General features: G+C 61.1%; 20 protein-coding genes. 3 read left to right on the forward strand and 17 right to left on the reverse strand.

Annotated elements, in window-relative coordinates:
• Positions 1-128: 128 nt before the first annotated feature.
• The 11 genes from BM408_RS09265 to BM408_RS09315 all read right to left on the reverse strand — a co-directional run bounded on the left by BM408_RS09265 (position 129) and on the right by BM408_RS09315 (position 11,925).
• Entirely contained in the window at positions 129-839 is a 711-nt protein-coding gene (locus tag BM408_RS09265) for a transposase (RefSeq protein ID WP_092129215.1), read from the reverse strand.
• 125 nt (positions 840-964) lie between these two features.
• The gene (locus BM408_RS09270; protein WP_092129216.1) at positions 965-2,116 is read right to left on the reverse strand and encodes an ABC transporter substrate-binding protein; all 1,152 of its coding nucleotides are present in this window, start codon (positions 2,114-2,116) and stop codon (positions 965-967) included.
• 197 nt (positions 2,117-2,313) lie between these two features.
• Positions 2,314-3,507: an MFS transporter gene (locus tag BM408_RS09275; protein WP_092129218.1), complete on the reverse strand. Its 1,194-nt coding sequence runs from the start codon at positions 3,505-3,507 to the stop codon at positions 2,314-2,316.
• 85 nt (positions 3,508-3,592) lie between these two features.
• On the reverse strand, positions 3,593-4,792 hold the full coding sequence (locus BM408_RS09280; RefSeq protein ID WP_092129220.1) for a deoxyguanosinetriphosphate triphosphohydrolase: 1,200 nt from the start codon (positions 4,790-4,792) through the stop codon (positions 3,593-3,595).
• A gap of 112 nt (positions 4,793-4,904) precedes the next feature.
• Positions 4,905-6,020: a 3-dehydroquinate synthase gene (gene aroB / locus BM408_RS09285; protein ID WP_092129222.1), complete on the reverse strand. Its 1,116-nt coding sequence runs from the start codon at positions 6,018-6,020 to the stop codon at positions 4,905-4,907.
• A gap of 66 nt (positions 6,021-6,086) precedes the next feature.
• A complete protein-coding gene (locus BM408_RS09290; RefSeq protein WP_092129224.1) occupies positions 6,087-6,632 on the reverse strand; it encodes a shikimate kinase in 546 nt (181 codons plus the stop codon).
• Between the two features lie 168 nt (positions 6,633-6,800).
• Complete coding sequence (pilQ, locus tag BM408_RS09295) at positions 6,801-8,945, reverse strand: type IV pilus secretin PilQ (RefSeq protein ID WP_092129226.1); 2,145 nt, start codon at positions 8,943-8,945, stop codon at positions 6,801-6,803.
• Positions 8,942-9,493, reverse strand: a complete 552-nt coding sequence (locus BM408_RS09300) for a pilus assembly protein PilP (RefSeq protein WP_092129228.1) — start codon at positions 9,491-9,493, stop codon at positions 8,942-8,944. Before BM408_RS09300 ends, pilQ begins: the two co-directional genes overlap by 4 nt.
• Positions 9,490-10,158 carry a type IV pilus inner membrane component PilO gene (locus BM408_RS09305; protein WP_092129230.1) on the reverse strand — a complete coding sequence of 223 codons (669 nt, stop codon included), beginning with the start codon at positions 10,156-10,158 and terminating at the stop codon, positions 9,490-9,492. Before BM408_RS09305 ends, BM408_RS09300 begins: the two co-directional genes overlap by 4 nt.
• Positions 10,159-10,180: 22 nt before the next feature.
• Positions 10,181-10,849 (reverse strand): PilN domain-containing protein, encoded by a 669-nt coding sequence (locus tag BM408_RS09310; protein ID WP_092129232.1) that lies wholly within the window; start codon positions 10,847-10,849, stop codon positions 10,181-10,183.
• Positions 10,846-11,925: a pilus assembly protein PilM gene (locus BM408_RS09315; RefSeq protein WP_092129234.1), complete on the reverse strand. Its 1,080-nt coding sequence runs from the start codon at positions 11,923-11,925 to the stop codon at positions 10,846-10,848. Before BM408_RS09315 ends, BM408_RS09310 begins: the two co-directional genes overlap by 4 nt.
• 268 nt (positions 11,926-12,193) lie before the next feature.
• Between BM408_RS09315 and BM408_RS09320 the strand changes: the two genes are divergently transcribed.
• Positions 12,194-14,623, forward strand: coding sequence for a penicillin-binding protein 1A (locus BM408_RS09320; RefSeq protein ID WP_175541736.1), 2,430 nt, complete (start codon positions 12,194-12,196; stop codon positions 14,621-14,623).
• Positions 14,624-14,697: 74 nt separating this feature from the next.
• Here the strand turns inward: BM408_RS09320 and cyaY are convergent, their stop codons facing one another.
• Positions 14,698-15,033: an iron donor protein CyaY gene (gene cyaY / locus BM408_RS09325; protein ID WP_092129236.1), complete on the reverse strand. Its 336-nt coding sequence runs from the start codon at positions 15,031-15,033 to the stop codon at positions 14,698-14,700.
• A 12-nt stretch (positions 15,034-15,045) separates the two neighbouring features.
• Between cyaY and BM408_RS09330 the strand changes: the two genes are divergently transcribed.
• Both BM408_RS09330 and lysA read left to right on the forward strand, forming a co-directional pair.
• Positions 15,046-15,288: an LPS translocon maturation chaperone LptM gene (locus BM408_RS09330; protein ID WP_092129238.1), complete on the forward strand. Its 243-nt coding sequence runs from the start codon at positions 15,046-15,048 to the stop codon at positions 15,286-15,288.
• 174 nt (positions 15,289-15,462) lie between these two features.
• Positions 15,463-16,749 (forward strand): diaminopimelate decarboxylase, encoded by a 1,287-nt coding sequence (lysA, locus tag BM408_RS09335; RefSeq protein ID WP_092129241.1) that lies wholly within the window; start codon positions 15,463-15,465, stop codon positions 16,747-16,749.
• Positions 16,750-16,779: 30 nt separating this feature from the next.
• Here lysA and BM408_RS09340 read toward each other — a convergent pair whose 3' ends face one another.
• The 5 genes from BM408_RS09340 to BM408_RS09360 form a co-directional block, all read right to left on the reverse strand.
• Positions 16,780-17,439 carry a protein-methionine-sulfoxide reductase heme-binding subunit MsrQ gene (locus BM408_RS09340; protein WP_092129244.1) on the reverse strand — a complete coding sequence of 220 codons (660 nt, stop codon included), beginning with the start codon at positions 17,437-17,439 and terminating at the stop codon, positions 16,780-16,782.
• The gene (msrP, locus tag BM408_RS09345) at positions 17,439-18,437 is read right to left on the reverse strand and encodes a protein-methionine-sulfoxide reductase catalytic subunit MsrP (protein ID WP_092129246.1); all 999 of its coding nucleotides are present in this window, start codon (positions 18,435-18,437) and stop codon (positions 17,439-17,441) included. Before msrP ends, BM408_RS09340 begins: the two co-directional genes overlap by 1 nt.
• A gap of 96 nt (positions 18,438-18,533) precedes the next feature.
• Positions 18,534-19,922 carry a c-type cytochrome biogenesis protein CcsB gene (gene ccsB / locus BM408_RS09350; RefSeq protein WP_175541737.1) on the reverse strand — a complete coding sequence of 463 codons (1,389 nt, stop codon included), beginning with the start codon at positions 19,920-19,922 and terminating at the stop codon, positions 18,534-18,536.
• Positions 19,919-22,117 (reverse strand): cytochrome c biogenesis protein ResB, encoded by a 2,199-nt coding sequence (locus BM408_RS09355; protein ID WP_092129248.1) that lies wholly within the window; start codon positions 22,115-22,117, stop codon positions 19,919-19,921. Before BM408_RS09355 ends, ccsB begins: the two co-directional genes overlap by 4 nt.
• A gap of 196 nt (positions 22,118-22,313) precedes the next feature.
• Positions 22,314-22,988 carry a c-type cytochrome gene (locus tag BM408_RS09360; protein ID WP_092129250.1) on the reverse strand — a complete coding sequence of 225 codons (675 nt, stop codon included), beginning with the start codon at positions 22,986-22,988 and terminating at the stop codon, positions 22,314-22,316.
• Between the last annotated feature and the right edge of the window lie 193 nt (positions 22,989-23,181).

Here is a 23,181-nt window from a genome sequence, read left to right on the forward strand (position 1 = left end):
TTGCATTGCAACAACAATGCCAAGCGTTTTAAATGGGGTCAGATTCTAATTAAATGCCGATTAATTTAATCAACTTTAAAATGGGGACACATTAAATTTGATAGCAAAGTTTCCATATTTGATACGGTCTAAGCTCCGCTTTCGTCCTCCCGTTTGATTCGAACAGGCCGCCCGGGCTGATTTTTGGTGACGCGGCGCTCCGTCCGCTTTTGCAGCTCCGCGACAAAACCCTCACCGCCCAAAGCCCAGCCGCTCAGCGCGGATCGGGTCAGCTGGTCCTGCTGCTCCAGCGTGATGCCGGCGCGCACCAGTTCGGCGTAGGCCGCCTCACGGGCAAAGGGCGTGTTACCCAGCGCCCAGACCAGCGGGTGCGGCGTCAGCAGGCTGTCGACCCGCAGGCCGGCGTAGTGGCCGTAGCTGGACCAGGGGTAGTCTTTGGCCTCCGCCACCAGGCCCTCGCGGACTGGGTTGAGATCCAGGTAAGCCATGCACGGCAACAGGTGAGGCTCAGCCTCGATCACGGTGGCGCGGTAGCGCCCTTCCCACAAAGTGCCGGAGCGGCCCTGGCTGTCGTTGAAGTAGCGCACGTAGCGCCGCCCGGCGGCTTGCATCATTTGCGGCAGGCCTTCTGCCGTGGAAGGTGTTGCGAGCAGGTGGAAGTGGTTGCCCATCAGCACATAGGCATGCAGGGCAACGCCGAATTTGCGGGCGCTTTCGTCCAGCAGTCCCAGAAACATCTGGTGGTCGGCGGCCGAAGAAAAGACGGTTTGCCGGTTATTGCCCCGCTGGATGATGTGATGCGGGTAGCCGGGAAGCGTCAGACGGGGAAGACGGGCCATGGAATGCAATACCGGAAGTTTGCATCATGATATTTGAATCTGACCCCAATTTCTCAACCCACAGCGCAGCGAGTTGAGCGAAGCGGAGCGCGGTCAAGCGCTCTGGCACAACGGCTCAGCAACGCTTAGCGAACGACTTTGCCGTCGGGTGTGATGGTGACCAGGTCAATCGCACGCACCGATTCGTACTTCTTGGGGCGCAGGTTGATGCGAAAGCCGCCGACGTCGTAGTCCGTCATGGTCTCGAAGGCCTTTTGCAGGCCCGCCCGGTCGGGCTTGCCGCTGCCGGCCGAACTGCGGCGCACGCCTTCGGCAAAGGTCTTGGCGGCGATGTAGCCCTCAACGCTTTCGTAGCTGGGTGTCTGGTCGGTCTGGTTCAGCACGTCCAGGTATTCCTTGATGATGGGTGTGCCGGTGCTGCGCGGCGAAGGCACCACCTGCGAGATCACGACCCCGCCGATTTCTTTGCCCAGTGCACTGAACAGTGGATCAATCCCGACTACGGACAGGTTGAGGAACTGGCCACCGAAACCGGCCTGGCGCATCTTGCGGATAAAGGCGGCCGACGAATTGAACAGACTCACCTGAATCACGGCCTGGGGCTGGGTCTTCATGATCTGCGCCACGGCCGCATCGACCTTGTCGCTGTTGACGGGTGACAGCGCGCTGCCGACGATGGCCGGGCGCTTGAGGTCGATCAGCGCCTGGTTGACGGCGGCCAGGCCGCCCTTGCCCATGGCGTCGTCTTCGGCAAACACGGCGATGCGGTCCTGGTTCAGCGTGGCGCAGTGGCGGGCAATCTTGTAGGCCTCATCTGCCAGCGCGGGACGCACGTGGAACACATTGGTGAGGGCGGGATCATGCAGGGCATCGGATGCGGCAAAAGGCGCGAAGAACAAAGTGCCGGACGCTTTTGCCGCGGCGAAGGCGGCATCGCAGCTGGCGGTGCCGGTGAACCCGAAGAGCGCGTCAACACCTTCATCGATCAACAGCTTGGCATTGGCGGCAGCCTTGGCCGGCGTGTAGCCGTCATCAAGCGCCTTGACTTCGATCTTGTAGCCGCCCGCGCCGTTTTTGGCATTGATGGCGTCAAAGTAAATTTTTGCGCCGTTCAGGTAGGCCAGGCCAATCTGGTCTGCGGCTCCCGTCAGCGGCACGGATTGGCCGAGAAGGATTTTTTTGCCGCCCTTGCTGCTTTGCGCCCACAGCGCGGGGCTTGCGACAGCGACACCTGCGGAAACACCACCAAGAACCAATTGACGCCGATTGAAGCCCATGACAACACCTTTAGAGATACGAGTAGCCAAAGCAGGTTTGATGCCCGCAAGGCAGCATGCGCTCACTGTTCCAGAAAAATGTGACGAATTGTGCGCAGACACAGAGCGTAATCCGTGCCGCATGGAAAAAACAGCAGGGGAAATGCCAACACGTCATAAGCCTATGCCCCCGGATGTAGCCTTTTGACTGCGTTTTTTTATGTGCTGTTGCCGCTTGCACGCCGGGCAGACAAACGGTGCAGCGACACCGCCAGCAACAGGCCAAGGCCGGAGCTCACTGCGGTGACCCAACCCGTCCATTGCCAGCCCCCGGCCAACGCGGCAACCCAGGCCACCAGCGGAGGGCCGGCGAATTGGCCGAGCGCCGACCATTGCTGAATCCAGCCGACGGTGGTGGACACGGTGTCGCTGCCGGGCGCGAGCCGGATGGCCAGGCTGAACAGCGTGGCGGGAATCAGGCCGCCCACCATGGAGAACGCCAGCACGGCCGCATATTGCAGCGCCGGCGGAACATGCGCTGCGAAAGCCAGCAAGGTTCCGCCAGCCATCACCATAAAACCCGTACCCAGTAGCACAAGCGGCGCGACACCGCGGCCCAGCAGCCGCCCCGCCGTCACATTGCCCACGATATTGACGGCGGCCGCAAGCGCGGTGAGCACCGAGACCCAATGGCCACCCACTCCCGCTTGCGCGTAGATCGACGGCAGGAAACCGACCACGGCAAGCCATTGCCCCGAATACATGGCGAAGGTCACTGCCATCAGCCAGGCTGCAGGTGAGCGCAAGGTGGCGGCAATGAGTTCGCCGCTGGAAGGCTTCACCGCCGCACCGCTCGAGGGCGGCAAGCCGGGCGCTCTTTCGTCTGCAGGCACCTGCCACACAACCAGCATTGCCAGTACCCCTGCCAGTGCGGCCAGCAGCCACCACAAAATTCGCCAGCCCCAGTCAGGCGCAACCCAGCCGATGACCTGAGGCCCTGCCAGCAAGGCCAGTGCGGCGCCCAGAGGCATGTAGGCGCCCCAGACCCCCATCATGCGGCTGAGCCGCTCGGGCGGAACCAGTTGACGCACCAGGGCCGGCGCCGGCAAGACAACCCACAAAAATCCCAGCCCCTCCAGCACACGCGATGCCAGCAGCCACTCAACGCCGGGAGCGGCGCCTCCAAGCGCGCTGGCGACGGCCATTACCAGCAGGCCACACACCATGCTGCGCCTGAGGCCCGCACGCTGCACAGCCAGACCGGTGACGAGCCCCAGGGTCATGCCGGCGAGCTGTACCAGCGACAGCAGGAAGCCGGCTTGCAGCAGCGTCACACCCAGCACCTGGCCGAGTACAGGCAAGGCAGGCGGCAGCTTGCCCACATGCAGCGCGGCCACCACGCCGGCGGCCATCACGTACCAGGCAGCGCGGGGATGGGAAGTGGAATGGAGCGTCAAGCCGGACCCGCCGGGCAGGCATCAACAGACAAAAAGAAAATCACGCGGGGAACGCGGCGCGCCCTTTGAGGCGCTCGTGTTCTTTGGTGGCGAAGCGGTCCGTCATGCCGGCAATGTAGTCGGCCACCACCCGCTCGGGCTTGGCGCCCACGGCATGCGGTGCATCGACGCCGTCAAAACGGTCGATGTGCGCCTGCGGCATCTGGGTCGGATCGGCCATATAGGCATCGAACAGATCACGCACCACCTGCTTGGCGGCCTGCGTGGTTTCCACCACCTTCGGGTGGCGGTAAAGGTTTTTCAACAAGAAACGTTTGAGCGAAGCCGACTGCTGCGCCATCTCGTCCGTAAAGCAAACCAGCGGCGGATGGCGGCGGACGTCGTCCACGCCGGCCGGCGCGGCCTTGTGAATGGCCGCCGACGTCGCATCCATCACGTTGTAGACCTGCGCGCTGAGCATGCGCCGTATGGTCTCAAACAACAGCCGCCGCCCCTGCAGGCCGCGATGGGCCAGCCGGGACTCGCGGCAGTACTGGGCGAACAGCTCCACGTCTTCAAGCTGCTCCAGGCTGAGTAGGCCCGACCGCACGCCGTCGTCGATGTCATGCGCGTTGTAGGCGATTTCGTCGGCAAGGTTGGCGAGCTGCGCCTCCAGGCCGGGTTGTTGCCAGTGCGGGCCGTCACCGGCCTGCTCGACAAACCTGCGGGCCACGCCGCAGGGTTCGCGGGCCTCGATATGGCGTGCGTTGCGCCGGGAGCAGTGCTTCAGGATGCCCTCACGCGTCTCGAAGCTGAGGTTCAGGCCGTTATAGGCGGGGTAGCGCTCTTCCAGCGCGTCCACGACACGCAGGCTTTGCAGGTTGTGCTCGAAGCCCGCGCTCTCGGGGTTGTAGTCCTTCAGGCAGGCATTGAGGGCATCCTGCCCGGCATGGCCGAAGGGTGTGTGGCCCAGGTCGTGCGCCAGCGCGATGGCCTCCACCAGGTCTTCGTTGAGTTTCAAGGTGCGGGCAATGGAACGCCCGAGCTGCGCAACCTCCAGCGAGTGCGTCAGGCGCGTGCGGAACAAATCACCTTCGTGGTTCAGGAAAACCTGCGTTTTATAAACCAGGCGCCGAAAGGCCGTGGAGTGCACGATGCGGTCGCGATCACGCTGGAACTCGGACCGGGTGGGTGCGGGCAGCTCGGAAAAACGGCGGCCGCGCGACAACGCGGGATCACAGGCATAGGGCTGCAGAGTCATAATTCAGGCGTCAAAGTGGCTTTGAGTCCAATGAAATCGGGCGTAAGCAGCTACCAAATTCATAGCAACCTTATTGCGTCGGTTTTGGCGTCATCTTGACCTCGGCGCGGGCTTACGCGCAGCAAAGGTCAATCACACTGCGCACGAGAGCATCGGGCGCACTGCGAACAACCGCTTTTCCCGGTCCATCGATCACTACAAAGCGGATCTCGCCCGCTTCGGATTTTTTGTCGATGCGCATCAACTCCAGGTAGCGTCCGGCGTTGTCGCCGCCCGGCAGAATAGGCGCCCTGACAGGCAGGCCGGCCCGCAAAACAAGCCGCGTCAGGCGTTCGACAAAAAACCGGTCAACCAGCCCCAGGCGCTCCGACAGATGCGCGGCCATCACCATGCCGCAGCCCACACCTTCACCGTGCAACCATTCCCCATAGCCCAGGCCCGATTCAATCGCGTGGCCAAAGGTGTGGCCGAAATTCAGAATGGCCCGCAAGCCCGACTCGCGCTCGTCCTGGCTCACGATCCAGGCTTTGATCTCGCAGCTGCGGCGGATGGCGTGGGCCATGGCCGCGGGCTCCCTGGCCAGCAGGTCGTCCAGGTTGGCCTCGAGCCATTCCAGGAACGCCATATCGGCAATGGGTCCGTATTTGATGATCTCTGCCAGGCCCGCGCTCAGTTCGCGCGAGGGCAGCGTCGCCAGGACATCCAGGTCGCACACCACCTGCAAGGGCTGGTAGAACGCGCCTATCATGTTTTTGCCCAGCGGATGGTTAATCGCCGTCTTGCCGCCTACCGACGAGTCCACCTGGGCCAGCAGCGTCGTGGGCACCTGCACAAAGGGTACGCCGCGCATATAGCTGGCGGCGGCAAAGCCGGTCATGTCACCCACCACGCCGCCGCCCAAAGCAAACAGCACCGTCTTGCGGTCGCAGCCGTTTTCCAGCAAGGCGTCAAAAATCAGCTGCAAGGTTGGCCAGTCCTTGTGGACTTCACCGTCGGGCAGGCTCACCTGCAGCACCTTGCTGTAACGCTGGCGCAAAGCTTCGGCGAGCTGCGCCGCATACAAAGGCGCCACCGTGGTGTTTGACACCACCAATGCCGTCGCCGCTTTGGGAATATCCTGGTAGGTCAGGCTGCTGCCAAGAAGCCCGCTGCCTATGACGATGGGGTAGCTGCGTTCACCCAGGTCAATCTGTATCTGCGCTGCCGCAGGAGAGGAATTTGCTTGCATGAGGGAAGTGTAGAGGCTACGGCCCGCCCCCAGAAAGCGGGCGGAGGTTTTAGTCTTTGCCGGAGGTCAGGAATTGGGGCCTGATGCCGCGGGCGAAGTCACCACGCCGGCAAGCTCCAGCTGCATGAGGATCATGTTGACCAGCGTCGATACGGAAGGCCGGCCTGTCTCAATCACAAAGTGGGCGGTTTCCCTGTAAAGGGGATCGCGGGCGGCGTAGAGATCCCGGAGCCGGGCCAGCGGATCGGCGACTTGCAGCAAGGGTCGGTTCTGGTCATGCCGCAAGCGGCGGAATACTTCTTCGGGGATGGAGTGCAGGTAAACCACCTGCGACCGCACACGAAGATGCTCCCGGTTGGCCGGGCGCAGCACCGTCCCGCCGCCGCTGGAGAGCACGCAGGACGGCCCCAGCGTCAACTCGTCAATGACAAGCTGCTCGATATCGCGGAATGCGTTTTCGCCTTCCCGCTCAAAAAACTCGCGAATGGAGCATCCGATGCGCTGCTCTATCACCTGGTCCGAATCAATGAACCGCAAACCCATCCTTCGGGCAAGATGCCTGCCGACAGTGGATTTGCCCGAACCGGGCAAGCCCACACAGGCGATTCTCAAAGGATGTGCGTTCAATGGGATCTGGGGAGACTGTCTGGTCTGCCTCGAAGGTACAAGAAAACGAAAAGAAACCGGTTCCACAAATGCGACAGGCCCCAAAGGGCCCGTCACTACCTGCCTCTTCGGCCAAGCCGGGCCCGCCTCACGGGGGGCCCCGGCCTTGCCGGCTTAACGCAGTGCCGATCCGGTGGTCAGCATTCTGGGGGTGATAAACACCAGCAGTTCGGATTTGGTGGCAGAACGGGTTTTCTGCTTGAAGAGGTTACCGACACCGGGCAGGTCACCCAGGAACGGAACCTTGGTTTCGCTGTCGCGGTCGTTCTGTTCAAAGATCCCGCCGATCACAACCGTTCCGCCGTTTTCAACCAGAACCTGGGTCTGGATGTGCTTGGTGTCAATCGCAAAACCGTTGGACGTTTCACGGCCCACGCTGTCCTTGTTCACATCCACCTGGAGAATGATGCTGCCCTCCGGGGTGATTTGCGGAGTGACTTCAAGCTTCAGGTTGGCTTTGCGGAACGCGATGGCAGTGGCGCCGCTGGAGGTCGCCTGCTGGTACGGGAGTTCCGTACCCTGCTCGATCAACGCCTTGACCTGGTCGGCCGTGATGATGCGCGGGCTGGACACCACTTTGGTCTTGCCGTCCGCCTCGGACGCCGAGATTTCAAGATTCAACAAACGGGTCATGGACGAGTTGAAAAGTGACAAGGCAAAGGTAGACGCAGCGAAACCGTTTTGCCCCACCGCCGGCAAGTTCAGGAAGTCACCGGCATTGGTACCTATATTGAGACCGAGATTCGCCGTTTGACCTGCACCCACATTGGGCGCTATGTAGGTATTGCCGACCATGATGTTGTTGGTGGTGTTAAACGGACGGCCGCCCAGTCTCACGCCCAGGGATTTGCCGAACGAATCCGAAGCTTCCACAATCCGCGCTTCAATCAGCACCTGGCGCACGGGAATATCGAGTTTGGCAATCAGGGCCTGAACCTGCTCGAGCTTGGAGGGAATATCCGTCACGAACAACTGGTTGGTGCGCGTCTCGGAAATGACGCTGCCGCGGTTTGACAGTATTTTGGTGGCGCCTGCGCCGCTACCCAGCAATCCTGCCGCAATATCGCTCGCCTTTGCATAGTTGAGCTTGAAATCCTGTGTGCGCACCGATTCCAGGCTCTGGATGGAGTTTTTCGACTCCAGCTCCAGCTTGTCCTTGGCCGCCAATTCATCCTTGGGCGCGATCACAAGAACGTTGCCATTCTTGCGCATGCCCAAGCCCTTGGATTGCAGAATGATATCCAGCGCCTGATCCCATGGAACATCCTTGAGCCTCAAGGTAACGCTGCCCGTCACGGAATCCGAAGTCACGATATTGAAATTCGTGAAATCTGCGATGACCTGCAAAAGCGAGCGGATTTCAATGTTCTGGAAATTCAGCGACAGCTTCTCACCGGCATAACCAGGCCCTTGGGTCAGCTTGGTGGGGTCGGCTTTTTGCTGGCGCACTTCCAGGACAAACTGGTTGTCACTCTGGTAAGCACTGTGTTCCCAGGCGCCCTTTGGCTCCACCACCATGCGCACCTTGTCGCCGGCCTGAAATGTGGTGACGGTTTGTACAGGGGTGCCGAAGTCGGCGACATCCAGACGACGGCGCAAACCTTCAGGCAATGCGGTTTTCAGGAACTCGACCACGAGGGTCTGCCCTTGCTGGCGAATGTCAACGCCAACATCGCTATTGGAGAGCCCCACCACAATACGGCCGCTGCTATCGTTGCCGCGGCGGAAATCGATATCTTTCAGCGGCAGAACATCGCGGTTCCGGCTTTCGGCGAATACCTGAACGGGTGCTGGCGCCGACGCGGCTGCCGCGGAAGCATCCAGAATAATCAGCAGAGATTTACCTTGTATTTCAGCCTTGTAATTTGATGGCGCCTTCAGGTTGAGAACGACCCGGGTCCGCTCTCCGGCTTGAACGACATTGGCCGAGCGCAGGTTCCCAAGATTGAGATCCACCGCGGAGCGCCCCATGGAGTTGCTGACGCCGGGGAAATCCAGCGCAATCCGCGCCGGCGCCTGAATACTGAAACCCGTGGGGACGGCCGCAAGCGGCTCCGCCAGTTCGATCCGGATGATCTCGGTGCCGCCCTGGACGGAGCCCGACACGGACTGAATCGAATTTTCAGCCTGTGCGGCTATCGGCAGCGATGCCACCAGCAAAGCCATGCTGAATGAAGCGCCACGCAGTACACGTTCAAGCAAACGCTTCAGGCCGCCTCCCGTACCCTCTGCCTCTAATGCCCATAGTTGCTTGTTCATCTTGATCCCTCTAAAAGCTGTAATGTCGCGGTCCGCTCAATCCATTCGCCCGCAGCGTCCTGCACGATTTCACGCAGGGAAAGGCTTGTTTCATCTACTTTCGTAATGCGGCCATAGTTCTGCCCAAGATAGTTGCCGGCCCGAACCTGGTACACGAGGTTATCCACCCTGACCAATGCAACGGGTTGCCCTGTCTTGATCAGGCTGCCCACCATGACCGTCGCGTCCAGCGGATAGGCTTCCAGAGGCTCCTTGCGCCGGCTCAATTCCGGTGCGATCAAAGCCGCGTTCGACGTTGCCTGGTTCGAGTCGCGCTTGAGCGCCTGGGTCAGCTTCTGGTTGCTGAAGGGCTCTATGGAACCTTCCTGGTTATAGGACTGCGGTGAAAATTTGGTCGGTTCAGGCAAAGGATCCACTCTGGGCCGGGTCGCATTGCGCTGCTCCGTCATCCATTGCTGCAGCTCTTCCTGCTCAGACGAGCCGCAACCGGCCATTCCAAGCAATATGAGCAGAAAACCACCTGCCAATGCATACCTTTTGAATTTCATTTTTTGGCTCCCGGAGCGCTCTTGCGCTGAAGTGCCACTTCATCGGGATCAAGGTAGCGGAACGTCTTCGCCGTCGTATCCATCGTCAGATTGCCATCTTTGCCTGGTGCCAGGGAGAAATTATTCAAAGTCACGATGCGGGAAAGATTCGCGATGTCCGCAGCGAACGCCCCGATATCGTGATACCGCCCCGTCACTCGCACGGCAATTGGCAACTCCGCGTAATACTCTTTCACGCTGACCTGGCCCGGCCGGAACAGCTCAAATTGCAAGCTGCGCCCCAGACCCGCCTGGTTGATGTCGGAAAGCAGCGCATCCATTTCGGCCTTGCCCGGCAGCTGCTTTTCCAGCTGGGTGACGTACTGCTGAACCTGCTCCCGTTGCTTTTTCAGCGCGTCAAGATTGACTGCCTGCACAAGCTTCTTTTTGTAGTCCTCTTTGAGCTGAACTTCTTTTGCCTGCTCTGCCGTCAACTCTTCATCCGAAGAGCTCAGCCAGACAAACCAGAGAGCAGCGACCACAGCAATCGTCACGGCAACGCACAACAGATATCTGGGTAGTGCCGGCCAAGACGGCGGGTCATTGGGGTTAAGCCCCGTGAATTGGGACTTCAGGCTGGCCTGAAGCGCCGCAACATCGATGGAGGGTTTGGGAATTTTTGCCATGTGTCAGTCTCGTTCAACCCGTTCAGGTCTTGGCAGGAGCAGCGGAGGCCGCAGCGGCTGCAGGCTTGGCGGCCGCCCCCGGCACTGCGGGCGTGGCGCCTGCTGCAGCAGAACTGGCAGCTTTCACATCCGTGGCCCGCTTCAGGCCAACCCGCATGGAGAAATTGGACACACGGCGCTGATCGCGCGGTGTCAGGGCCAGGGTGCTGGCCGTGATCTCAATCAGTTCAGGCCGGGTCAACCAGGGGCTGTTATTGGCCAGATTACGCAGCAGCTCGGAAACCCGTTCGTTGGACTGGGCAACGCCCACCAGCAGCACCGACTGATTTTCCTGCCGCATGGTATTGATATACACACCGTCAGGAAGCTGCTTGACCAGCTCACTCAAGAGATACACAGGCATGTTGCGGTTGCCTTGCAGATCTTCCACCGCGTTCTGGCGGGCCCTGAGAGCGGCGATTTCTGCCTGCAAGGTCGCAATATCCTTGATCTGGCCTTCCAGCCGGGTGATTTCCGACTTCAGGAAGTTGTTCTTGTCTCGTTGGGTTTCAATTTGGGCGAGGTACCAAGAGTAGACCGCGCCACAAATCAGGCCGCCTATCAACGCGGCAACACCCAGGGCTGCGAAAAAGACTTCGCGCCGGCGCTTGCGCGCAGCTTCGCGGTGCGGGAGCAGATTGACCAGAATCACTGCAGGAACCTCCGCAATGCCAGACCGCAAGAGGTCAGGTAAGACGATGCCTCACGGCGCATTTTCTTTTCCCGCACGCTGTCTCCAAGCTCCATTCCTTCAAACGGATTGGCCAGAAGACAGGCAAACGAGGTCTGTTGCGTGACGGAGTCTGTCAGGCCGGGCAAGGCGGAGGAACCACCGGCCAGCATGACGTAGTCCACCTTGTTATGGGGCGTACTCGTGAAGAAGAACTGAAGCGCGCGGCCGATTTCTTGCGCCATGCTTTCCACAAACGGCTTCAGAACCCCGGAGGCATAGTCTTCCGGCAATTCGCCGCTGCGTTTTTTGCTTTCCGCTTCTTCCGGGGAAAAGCCGTACTGGCGAACAATCAGCTGCGTGAGTTGCGCGCCGCCAAATGCCTGGTCACGCTCGTACAGCACATCGTCATTCTTGATCACCTGCATGCTGGTGGTCAGGGCGCCCACCTCAAACAGGGCGACCATGGTGTCGACGCCCTTGTTAGGCAGGTTTTCGATCAGGCGGGCCGTCGCAAGGCGCGAGGCGTAGGACTCCACGTCCACCACAATGGGCTTAAGGCCGGCAGCTTCGGCCAGACCTTCCCGGTCCTGCACTTTTTCCTTGCGGGAGGCGGCGATCAGCACTTCGACGTCGCCATTGGACGTCGGGCTCGGCCCCACCACGCAGAAGTCAAGGCTGACTTCGTCCAGGGAGAAGGGAATGTACTGGTTGGCTTCCGATTCGACCTGGAGTTCCAGTTCGGCATCGGTCATGCCACCGGGCAGGATGATTTTTTTGGTGATGACCGCCGATGCGGGCAGCGCCATGGCCACGTTTTTGGTGCGTGTGCCGCTTTTTTTCACCAGGCGGCGCACAGCTTCTGCGACTTCGTCGAATTTCTCGACGTTGCCGTCCGTGATCCAGCCACGCTCCAGGGGCTCGATCGCACAGCGATCTAGCACCAGGTTGCCGGCCTTGTCACGGCTCAACTCCACCAGCTTGACGCTGGACGAACTGATATCCAAACCCAGCAAAGCGGGTTGTTGGCGGTTGAATAACGATCCCAGAGAGATCAAGGCAGTCCCCAAATGACGGCTAATATGTAGCCCTGCATACTTAAGAAATCACTTGAATAGTAGCAGTAAGCTCTTTGTGCAGTAAGGATTTTTCCTGTTTTGGACATCCGGAACGTTGTCAAAAGCAGACGGTCGTACCGGACCATGAGTTGGCAAGGTTCCCCAAAACGATGTCTGCAAACGTAAAAGTATGGCGCTTGCCCTGACACCCCGCACAACCCGCTTTCCGGGATTTTTATAATAGTGACGCGACTTTACGATTGCCTACATGCCCTCCAAGCCCACGTTTCCCGATTCAAACCCCGGCCCGGCTCAACCAGGTCCAACCAAATCCTGGCTGCCCGGCTGGCTGATCAAGCTCTTTTTGTGGAGCGGAGGCCTCTTGCTGGCCGGCGCTGTTGCGATTTTGCTGTTTGTCGCCGTCGCCCTGTCGGTCGCCTACCCCAACCTGCCGGACATTTCGGACCTGTCGGACTACCGGCCCAAGCTTCCGCTGCGCGTTTATTCGGCTGACGGCGTGGTGATCGGGGAATTCGGCGAAGAGCGGCGGAGCCTCACCCCCATCAAAGACATCCCCCAGGTCATGAAGGATGCCGTGCTGGCCATTGAGGACGCGCGCTTCTTCCAGCATGGCGGAGTGGACTACCTGGGCGTGATCCGCGCCGGTTTTGCCAACGTGGGCCGCGCCAAGAGCCAGGGCGCCTCCACCATCACCATGCAGGTGGCCCGCAATGTCTATCTGTCGGCCGAAAAAAGCTACACCCGCAAGATTTATGAAATCCTGCTGACCTTCAAGCTAGAGCACCTGCTGACCAAGGACCAGATTCTTGAGATCTATATGAACCAGATTTTCCTGGGCAACCGGGCCTACGGGTTCGCGGCAGCCTCGGAGGCCTACTTCGGCAAACCGCTCAAGAACATCTCCATCGCCGAGGCTGCCATGCTCGCCGGCCTGCCCAAAGCGCCTTCGGCCTACAACCCCATCATCAACCCCAAGCGTGCCCGTGCCCGCCAGCTCTACATCATTGAGCGCATGGAGGAAAACGGCTTTATCACGGCCGAACAGGCCAAGTCGGCCAAGGAAGAAGAGCTCAAGGTCAAAACCGGGCCTGACGCCGGCCGGGTGCATGCCGAATATGTGGCCGAAACCGTGCGCCAGCTGGTCTATAACCAGTATGGAGACGAAACCTACACCCGCGGCCTGAACGTCTACACCACCCTGCGCGCCACCGACCAGACGGTCGCCTACAAGGCGCTGCGCAAGGGCATCATGGATTACGAGCGCCGCCAGATTTACCGCGGCCCCGAGAAGTTCATCGACCTGCCGGTCAACCCGCAGGAGACCGAAGACGCGATTGACGACGCGCTGACCGACAACCCCGATAACGGCGACGTGATGTCGGCCGTGGTGCTGGAGGCCAACCCCAAGCGCATTCTGGCGATGCGCCAGAACAGCGAAACCGTTGAAATCACCGGCGACGGCCTGAAGCCCGCCCAATCGGGCCTGGCCGACAAAGCCGGCCCCAATATCAAGATCCGCCGCGGCGCCCTGATTCGCGTCGCAAAAACGCCGAAGAACACCTGGGAGATCACCCAGTTGCCTGAAGTGGAAGGCGCTTTTGTGGCGCTGGACCCGCGCGACGGCTCCATCCGCGCGCTGGTGGGCGGCTTTGATTTCGAAAAGAACAAGTTCAACCACGTGACCCAGGCCTGGCGCCAGCCGGGCTCCAGCTTCAAGCCCTTTATCTACTCGGCAGCCCTTGAAAAAGGTTTCACCCCGGCCACCGTCGTCAATGATGCCCCGCTGTTCTTTGATGCCGGCGTGACCGGCGGCCAGCCCTGGGAGCCAAAAAACTACGACGGGACCTTCGACGGCCCCATGAGCCTGCGGACCGGATTGAAGAAATCCAAGAACATGATTTCCATCCGCATCCTGCAATCCATAGGCGCGCCTTACGCGCAAGACTGGATCACGCACTTCGGCTTTGAAGCGGAAAAACACCCGGCGTATCTCACCATGGCGCTGGGCGCCGGCTCAGTGACGCCCATGCAGATGGCCACGGCTTACTCCGTCTTCGCCAATGGCGGCTACCGCGTCAACCCCTACCTGATCACCAAAATCACCGACCAGCGCGGCAAGGTCCTGCTGGAAAGCAATCCGCCCAAGCTCGACGAATCCATGCGGGGCATTGACGCACGCAATGCCTTCATCATGGACAGCCTGCTGCAGGAAGTCGCCCGGTCGGGCACAGCCGCCAGGGCGCAGGCCACACTCAAGCGCCCTGACCTTTTCGGCAAAACCGGTACGACCAACGACTCCATCGACACCTGGTTTGTGGGCTTCCAGCCGACACTGACGGCGGCCGTCTGGATGGGCTACGACACCCCCAAGAAACTGGGCGACCGCGAAACCGGCGGCGGATTGAGCCTGCCGATCTGGATCAACTTTATGGAATACGCCCTCAAAGGCGTGCCGGTGACCGAATACCCGGCGCCCGAAGGCGTTGTGAATGTGGGCGGCGAGTGGTACTACAGCGAATACGCCCGGGGCTCCGGCGTCAGCACCGTGGGCATTCAGCAGGATCCGGCCGCGGCCAATGCAGGCCAGCCCGCCAATCCGGCAACGCCTGGCGGGGCGATTCAGGTGCTGCCGCCCTCCGACGAGAAAAAGCGCATCCTGGACCTGTTCAAGAACTGACGAGAATCCGTACCGGCAAACAAAAAGGGCTCAGATGGAGCCCTTTTTTCATCCCGCCCTGGAAACCCGGCGCTTCAAGCCGCCGCCTTGAACACCAGCGGCTGGCCCGCCTGCTCACTGGCGTAGCGCGACAAGTTGGCAAAAAACTCGCTGGAATCCTTGGTGTCGGCCCAGTGCCCGCCGCTGAACTTGTAGTGAAAGCCGCCGGCCTTGGCCGCCATCCAGATTTCCTGCAGCGGCTTTTGCAGGTTGATGATGATCTGGCTGCGATTTGAGAAAGTCAGCGTGATCATGCCGCCGGTCCGCTGGTTGTCGATGTCCGCGTCGGTTTCATCATTGATCCGGTCGCACGCCGTCTCTACTGCCTTGAGTGCGCTCTCGGCCAGATCCTGGTATTCAAGGTCCGTCATTACAATCCCATCATGGTTTCTTCAGCTCAAATTCTAGGTCGCGTCCGTAATCCGGCCTCCCGGCATGGCCTTGCTGCGGTTGTGGTCGGCGCCGCCTTGCTGGCCGGTTGCGGGCAAAAAGGCCCGCTTTATCTGCCGCTTCCACCTAAAGTTCCCGGCGTGACGACTTCCGCCCCAGCCGCCCCATCCACCACCCTTCCCGAAGCGCCACCTGCGGCAGTGACGCCAGCCCTGCCGGCTTCTGCCGCCCGTTAACCCTGCCTGCAAGGCTCTGGCACGCCGGCACTGAGAAGGTTCAGGCCATTTCCCGCCTGAACCTTCAAATCCAAGGCCAAGGCAGAAAGTCACCTTGAATCGGTCATGGCGCGCACGCCACGCGCTCTTTAAGATACCTCGAACAATCCGCACGGTTGAAAGCCTCCACTACCCATGACTCGTCCAACTCTTCCCGGCCATCCGCATTTTGCTTACCGCGAGGGCGAGCTGTTCGTAGAAAACGTGCGCTTGCGCGACCTCGCCGCCGCGCACGGCACGCCTCTTTTTGTTTACTCCAAGGCGGCCATGCTGTCGGCGCTCGCCGCCTACCAGCGCGGCTTTGCGGGGCGCCATGCGCAAATCTGCTATGCCATGAAGGCCAACTCCTCGCTGGGCGTGCTGCAGGTGTTTGCCCGTGCCGGCTGCGGTTTTGACATCGTCTCGGGCGGTGAACTGAGCCGCGTACTGGCCGCGGGCGGCGAGGCCGGCAAGATCATCTTCTCGGGCGTGGGTAAAACGCGCGCCGAAATGCGGCAAGCCCTCACGGCCGGCATTGGCTGCTTCAACGTCGAGAGCGAAGCCGAGCTCGACGTGCTGTCTGAAGTGGCGCTGGCCATGAAACTGCGCGCGCCCGTCAGCATCCGCGTCAATCCCAATGTGGACCCCAAGACGCACCCTTATATTTCCACGGGCCTTAAAGACAACAAGTTCGGCGTGGCGCATGAACACGCCTTGCGCATCTACCGGCATGCGGCGTCGCTCAAGGGCCTGCAGGTCGTGGGCATCGACTGCCACATCGGCTCGCAGATCACCGACACCACGCCCTACCTCGACGCCATGGACCGGGTGCTCGACCTGGTGGCGGCCATTGAGGGCGCGGGCATTCCGCTGGAACACATCGATTTCGGCGGCGGCCTGGGCATCAACTACAACAACGACACGCCGCCCGAGGCCGACGCACTGTGGCACCAGCTGCTTGCCCGCCTCGATGCACGCGGCTACGGCGGCAAGAAGCTGATGATCGAGCCCGGCCGCTCACTGGTGGGCAATGCCGGCGTGTGCCTCACGGAGGTGCTGTATGTGAAGCCCGGCGAGCACAAGAATTTTTGCATCATCGACGCGGCCATGAACGACCTGCCCCGCCCCGCCATGTACCAGGCGTTTCACGCCATCGTGCCGCTGTCGGCGCCCGGCAACGACACGGCGGCGGTGACTTACGACGTGGTCGGCCCGGTCTGCGAAAGCGGCGACTGGATTGGCCGCGACCGCTCCCTGGCGGTGGCGGCAGGCGACCAGCTGGCGGTGATGTCGGCAGGCGCTTATTGCATGAGCATGGCCAGCAACTACAACACCCGCGCCCGCGCGGCCGAACTGCTGGTGGATGGCGACAAAGTGCACCTGATCCGCCAGAGGGAAACCGTGGACGACCAGATGCGCCAGGAACTGCTGGTCAAGGGCTGAGGCAAGAGCCTCGCTGGCCGGCTGCTGCAGTCAGGACAGCTTGCCGCGCACGCCGTAAGCCGGCTGCAGTTTTCTTTTCTTGATGAACTGCTGCACACGCCAGCCCAGCAGCACCGCAATGATGCCGGCGTAGACAAACACTTCCGCAAAGTTGTTTTTGCCGGCACGCATCCAGAAGAAGTGCAGCAGCCCCAGGCCGGCGATCAGATAGACCAGCTTGTGCAGCCACTGCCAGCGCTTGGCGCCCATGGCCTTGATGGCGGCATTGAACGAGGTGGCCGCCAAAGGCGTCAGCAGCACAAATGCTGAAAAACCCACCAGGATGAACGGCCGCTTGGCGATGTCTTTGGCGATATCGGCAAAGTCAAAGCCCATGTCAAACCAGCTGTAGCTCAGCAGGTGCACAACCACGTAAAAATACGTGAACAGCCCCAGCATGCGGCGAAAACGCGCCAGCGCCGGCGTGCCGCTGATAACCCGCAGCGGCGTGACCGCCAGAACGATGCAGATAAAGCGCAGCGTCCAGTCGCCAGTGGCGCGTATCAGCGCTTCGGCCGGGTTGGCGCCCAGCTGGTTGGTGAAGGCGCCGTAGAAAAGCCAGGCAAACGGCAGAAGGCACAGCACAAACACCAGCGGCTTGGCCACCGGATGCAGCAACCACTTTTGCCGCGCTGCCATGAACGCCGCCATCAGAAGTTCTTCTTGAGATCCATGCCAGCGTAGAGCTGGCCCACCTGCGCTTCGTAGCCGTTGAACATCAGCGTTTTTCGCTTCTTGGCAAACAGGCCGTCTTCACCGATGCGGCGTTCGGTTTCCTGGCTCCATCGCGGGTGGTCCACGTTGGGGTTCACATTTGAATAAAAGCCATATTCCTGCGCAGCGGCCTTGTTCCAGGCGGTGCGCGGCTCCTTGTCGGTGAAGCGGATCTTGACGATGCTCTTGCCGCTTTTGAAGCCGTACTTCCAGGGCAGCACCATGCGCACCGGCGCGCCGTTCTGGTTGGGCAGCACTTCGCCGTACATGCCGAAGGCCAGCAGGGCCAGCGGATGCATGGCTTCGTCCATGCGCAGGGCTTCCACATAAGGCCAGTCCAGAATGCGCGTACCCACGAAAGGCATGGTTTTGGGGTCTGCCAGGGTGATGAACTCAACATATTTGGCGTTGCCCAGCGGCTCGACTTTCTTGATCAGCTCGGACAGCGAATAACCGACCCAGGGAATCACCATGGACCAGCCTTCCACGCAGCGCAGGCGGTAAATACGCTCTTCCTGCGGGGCCAGCTTGATCAGGTCTTCCAGTGTGAAAGTCTTGGGCTGCTTGACCAGGCCCTCAACGGCCACCGACCAGGGCTTGGTGACCAGTGTGTGGGCGTTCTTGGCCGGCTCGGCCTTGTCGACGCCGAACTCGTAGTAGTTGTTGTAGGTGGTGACGTCTTTGTAGTCGGTGATCTTTTCCATGGTCACCGCGCCGGCCACCGCCGACTTGCCGCCGGCCATTGCTGCCAGCTTGCCGGGCTTTTGCACCGTTTGCGCCATCGCCTGCCGCCCGGCCCAGCTGGCCATGGCGGCGCCCGCTGCACCTGTGGCCATGAGTTTGATCAGGTCGCGGCGGCCGTGATAAATGCCCTGCGGCGTAATTTCACTGGGAACGGGGTGGTTAAAGCCGCTGGCGTGGGTCTTGATGAGCATGAAGGCGTCCTTGAAAATCCGTTATGGCTTAGTCTGAATACGCAGCAAGTTCTTACAGGGATTCAGCCTGGGGCTTCTACAAAGACTCGCCGCTGGCTACAAGGTTCCGTAGCTGTGCAGTCCTGACAGGAACATATTGACGCCCAGGAAGGCAAATGAAGTGACTGCCAGACCCACCAGCGCCCACCAGGCGGCAACCGTGCCGCGCAGGCCCTTCATCAGCCGCATGTGCAGCCAGGCGGCGTAATTGAGCCAGACGATCAGCGCCCAGGTTTCCTTCGGGTCCCAGCTCCAGTAACCACCCCATGCCTCGGCGGCCCACAGGGCGCCCAGCACCGTGGCGATGGTGAAGAAAGCAAAACCGACGGCGATGGCCTTGTACATCACGTCGTCCAGCACTTCAAAGCTGGGCAGGCGCGCGGCGATGCGCTTGCGGCCCAGCAAGATGCCGGCGGCGATCAGCCCCGACACGGCGAGATAACCCACCCAGTAGTAGCTGCCGCCGACTTCGGCCGGCGACTTGCTGCGAAACACAATGGGCACAAAGCACAGCACCACGCCCAGCAGCCACAGCGGCGTGAGCCGGTGCCAGCGCGTTTCGTCGGCCTGCTGCTTGATCAGGTAAGACAGCGACACCATGGCGGCGAGCGAGAACATGCCGTAGCCGATAAAGTTGGCCGGCACATGCAGCTTCATCCACCAGCTCTTGAGCGCAGGCACCAGCGGCTGGATTTCGTGCGCCTCGCGCACCACCGTGTACCAGAGCAAAAAGCCGACCGCGGCGCTGACCACCAGCATCACAAAAGCGCCCAGCGCGCGGGTGTTGTACTGCGATTCAAAATAAAGGTAGAACGCCGCCGTCATCCAGCAAAACAGCACGAACACTTCGTACAGGTTGCTGACCGGGATGTGGCCCACATCGGCGCCAATCAGGTAGCTTTCATACCAGCGCACCAGCGTGCCGATCAGCGCCATGCCGATGGCGACCCAGGCGATTTTGGAACCCAGCGATTCCAGTGTGCTGCTCTGGCTCCTGGCGAACATGCCCAGCCAGTAAAAAATCGTGCTCATGAAAAAGAGCACGCTCATCCACAAAATGGCCGACTGGCTGGAGAGGAAGTACTTGAGCCAGAACACCTGCTCGGAACGCGCCAGGCTGCCGGCGCCGTCCACCTGGTAAGAGGCGATGGCCAGCAGCGCGAAGGCGCTCACCACCACCATCAGCACACGCAGCGGCCGCCAGAACCAGCCCATGGCGATGGCCGATGGAATGGCCGCGAGCAGGATGCCTTTTTCATAGACGTCCATGAATGCGCCGTAGCGGAAGAAGGCATACAAAAAGCCGCCGGCCACCAAGGCCGCAAAAACCCAGTCCAGCACATTGCGGCGGGCGAAGTAGCCTTCGTTCAGGCTGAGCGTGGTGTCGCCGCCGGCTTTGAGCGTGGTGGTGTTGACGGCAGTCGTGTTGATCGTGGAGGTATTCATAAAGGCGCCTGCAACAGTTTTGTTTTCAACATCTCGAACTCTTTGTCCCCGTCCATGGTCTTGCGGTTGGTCGACAAAGCCATGGTGGCCTGGCTGCTCCCAGCAGATTCTGTCACTGAAGCGCCCTCAACGGGAGCCCCCTGTGCCAAAGATCGCGGCGCCAGCCAGACCCAGACGCGGCGCTCGCGCACATACAGCATGGCGAACACGCCCAGGATCAGGAAAGCGCAACCCAGGTAGACGATAGTTTTGCCCGGCGCGCGCGCCACCTGGAACACGCTGGCCTGCACCTGCGTGAAATCTTTCAGCTCAAAGGCCATGGGAGCCGGGTAGAAATGAGCGTCCGACAGGCTCAGCACCATTTGCGACATAAAGCCCAGCGTCTTGTCGTCCTGGCCCAGCGGCTTGAGGCCGGCCTGCTCGCGCGTCATCTGGGCCAGCTCAAACAGCACGCCGTTAAGGATGCGCACCAGCACTTCGCCGGCGCGGCTGCGTTCGGCCTCGGGTACGTTGGCTTCCATGAAGTCGGAAATGGCCTGCAGGCCGGCGGTGGACTTCACGCCGCCCGGCGTGGCGTCGGCAGCGCTGCCGGCAAACAAGGCCAGCGCGCGCGAGGCCGAGGCCGCCAGTTGCTGCGCCAGCTCGGGCCGGTCCCGGCCTATGGCCAGGCTGGCATAACGCCTGACGGCCAGCTCGCGCTGCGCCGGATTGGCCAGCGCCGCACGCAAACGCAAAAAGGTTTCCATGCTGCCTTCCGGGTCCACCGGAATGCGCAGGTACTGAAAGGGCGCCGATGGTGTCTCGCGCACGCCCAGGAGGTAGACCGCCGGGGTGTTTTCGTTCTGGTCGGTTTTGACCGGCAGCATGTAATTGTGAAACTCGCGGGCCTGCCCGGCCGAGTCGCGCAGCTTGTAGCTCACGCTGGGGCCGACGTTGCGCAACTCCTTTTGTGTCACCGTCTTGTTGGCCGCCCCCAGCCGCGTGTCGATGGCCTGGTGCAGGTCAACCTTGCGCACGTCGGCGCCGGAGTCCATGCTGCCGCCGGTGGCGAAATTCTCGACATTGATGACGCGCAGCGCGGTGTACTCGAGTGTGAGTTTTTCAGCGCCTTCGCCCTGCCCGTTGGTCAGCTGGCTTGTGCCGCCTATGGTGCCCTGGATCTCAAACGGCTTGCTGGCCGCGGCCATCGGAATCGCCTTGAGCGTGACGCTGGAGCCGCCGTCGTCAAAGCTGGACTGGTAAATCTCGATGCCGCGGTGGTTGGCCGGGTGGTTGACTTCGACACGGGCCGGGATTTGTTCGCCGGTTTCCTTGTCGTGAATGATGATGTCGCTGGCAAAGAGCTTGGGCATGCCGGTGGAGTAGTACTCCACGATGAATTTCTTGAGCTCGATGGAAAACGGCAGCTCTTGCAGCAGCACGCCGCCGGGCTGGTTCAGGATGGCCGTGCCCGACTGCGTGCCTTCGGCGACCAGCAAGTTGGCGCGAAAGGTCGGGTTGCTGTCGCTCAGGCGGTGCTGCGCCGGCACATCGGCAATCAGCCCGCCGCCGGTATAGGTGGATTTGCCATGCAGCCACATCTGCGCGCGCACAATCATGTCGCCGTCAAGCAGGCCGCCAATGCACACCAGCACGATGGCGCTGTGCGCCGCGATATAGCCCAGCTTGTTGGCCGCACCCTTTTTGGCGGCCACCATCCAGCCATTGCCACCGGGCGTCTGGCGCTGCTGCAGTTTGACCTTCCAGCCGCTTTGCACCAGCGTCTGGCCGATGCGGCGGGCAGCAATTTCGGGGGATTCGGGCAGCGCGGCTTCGGCGCGATGGCCGAAGGCCTTGAGGCTTTGCTCGCGGACGTTTTCCTTGAGCTGGTTCAGGTCCGCGAAGATTTTGGGGGCATTGCGCGCGATGCACAGCGAGGTCGAGACAACCAGGAAAGCCAGGATCAGCAAGAACCACCAGGCGCTGTACACCGTGTTGAGGCTGAGCAGGCTGAACACCTGCGCCCAGAACGGGCCGAACTGGTTCACGTAGTTGACCAGCGGCTCCGCCTGCTTGAGCACCGTTCCGATGATGGAGGCGATGCAGATCACCGTCAGCAGCGAAATCGAAAACCGCATGGACGACAGCAGCTCCACCGACGCCCGCAGACTGCGGGAGCCCCAATTGACTTTCATACCCTGGGTGGAAACTGTCATGCTTGAAATGGAACCTGAGGCTGGCTTACCCCGGGAGGGGCAAAGAGAAAGCGGGAAAGACGGAAAAAAGAAAAAGGCGGGCTTTCATCAGAAAGACCCGCCTTGGTGTGATTGGTTTTGGAGGCTTGGGTTCAATACTGCAGGCGTTCTGCGTGTACTTTCAGCAAAAAAGCCTGCCTCCCGGCAAGCCCCTTGTCTAGCGAAGGCCGGCAATGTAGTCGGCCAGCGCACGGATTTCGCGGTCATTGAGCTTGGCGGCGACCTGGTTCATGGGCAGGCTGTTCTTGCGTGTGCCGTCGCGGAAAGCCGTCAGCTGGGCCACGGTGTATTGGGCATGCTGGCCGCTCAGGCGGGGGTATTGCGAAGGAATGCCGGCGCCAGTCGGGCTGTGGCAGCCTGCGCAGGCGGCGATCTGGCGGTCCTGCACGCCGCCGCGGTAGATGCGCTCACCCAGGGCGACCAGTTCCTTGTCTTTGGCAAAACCGGTTTTGGCCTTGTTGGCCGTCACCCAGTAGGAGATGTTTTTCATGTCGTCGTCGGAGAGCGTCGAGGCGAAGCCCTGCATGACGGCGCTTTTGCGCTTGCCGGATTTGAACTCCTGCAATTGCTTGACCAGGTATTCAGGGTGCTGCTGCGCCAGCTTGGGGTTTTCAGGCGTGCCGGAATTTCCGTCGGCGCCGTGGCAGGCTGCGCACACAGCGGCGAAGCTGCTACCGCCCTTGACGAGGTCGGGCTTGGCAACCTTGGCCGGCGCTGCCGCGGCGGGGGCGGATGCGGCACCGTGCGCGGGTGCGGCTTCGCCGGCGGCAAACGACGACATGGCAGGCACGGCCAGCAGGGCGGCCAAGAGGGAAGTAACGAACAGCTTCATATCGGGGGTTTTAATTGGTTGGCGCACAAAACTTATAACTTTCTGATTTTACAATGGCTTCAGGCCATCCCCGATTATTCGGGTCTTGCCGCGGCAGCAGGCCACTGGCGCCCTCACTGATTCGCGCACTGATTCGCTCCCAAGCCACGCCCGTGGGGCCCCGTGGGGCATTTGCTCCCTTTCACGCACTTCT

This window comes from Polaromonas sp. YR568 (genome assembly GCF_900116715.1).
Taxonomy (GTDB): domain Bacteria; phylum Pseudomonadota; class Gammaproteobacteria; order Burkholderiales; family Burkholderiaceae_C; genus Polaromonas.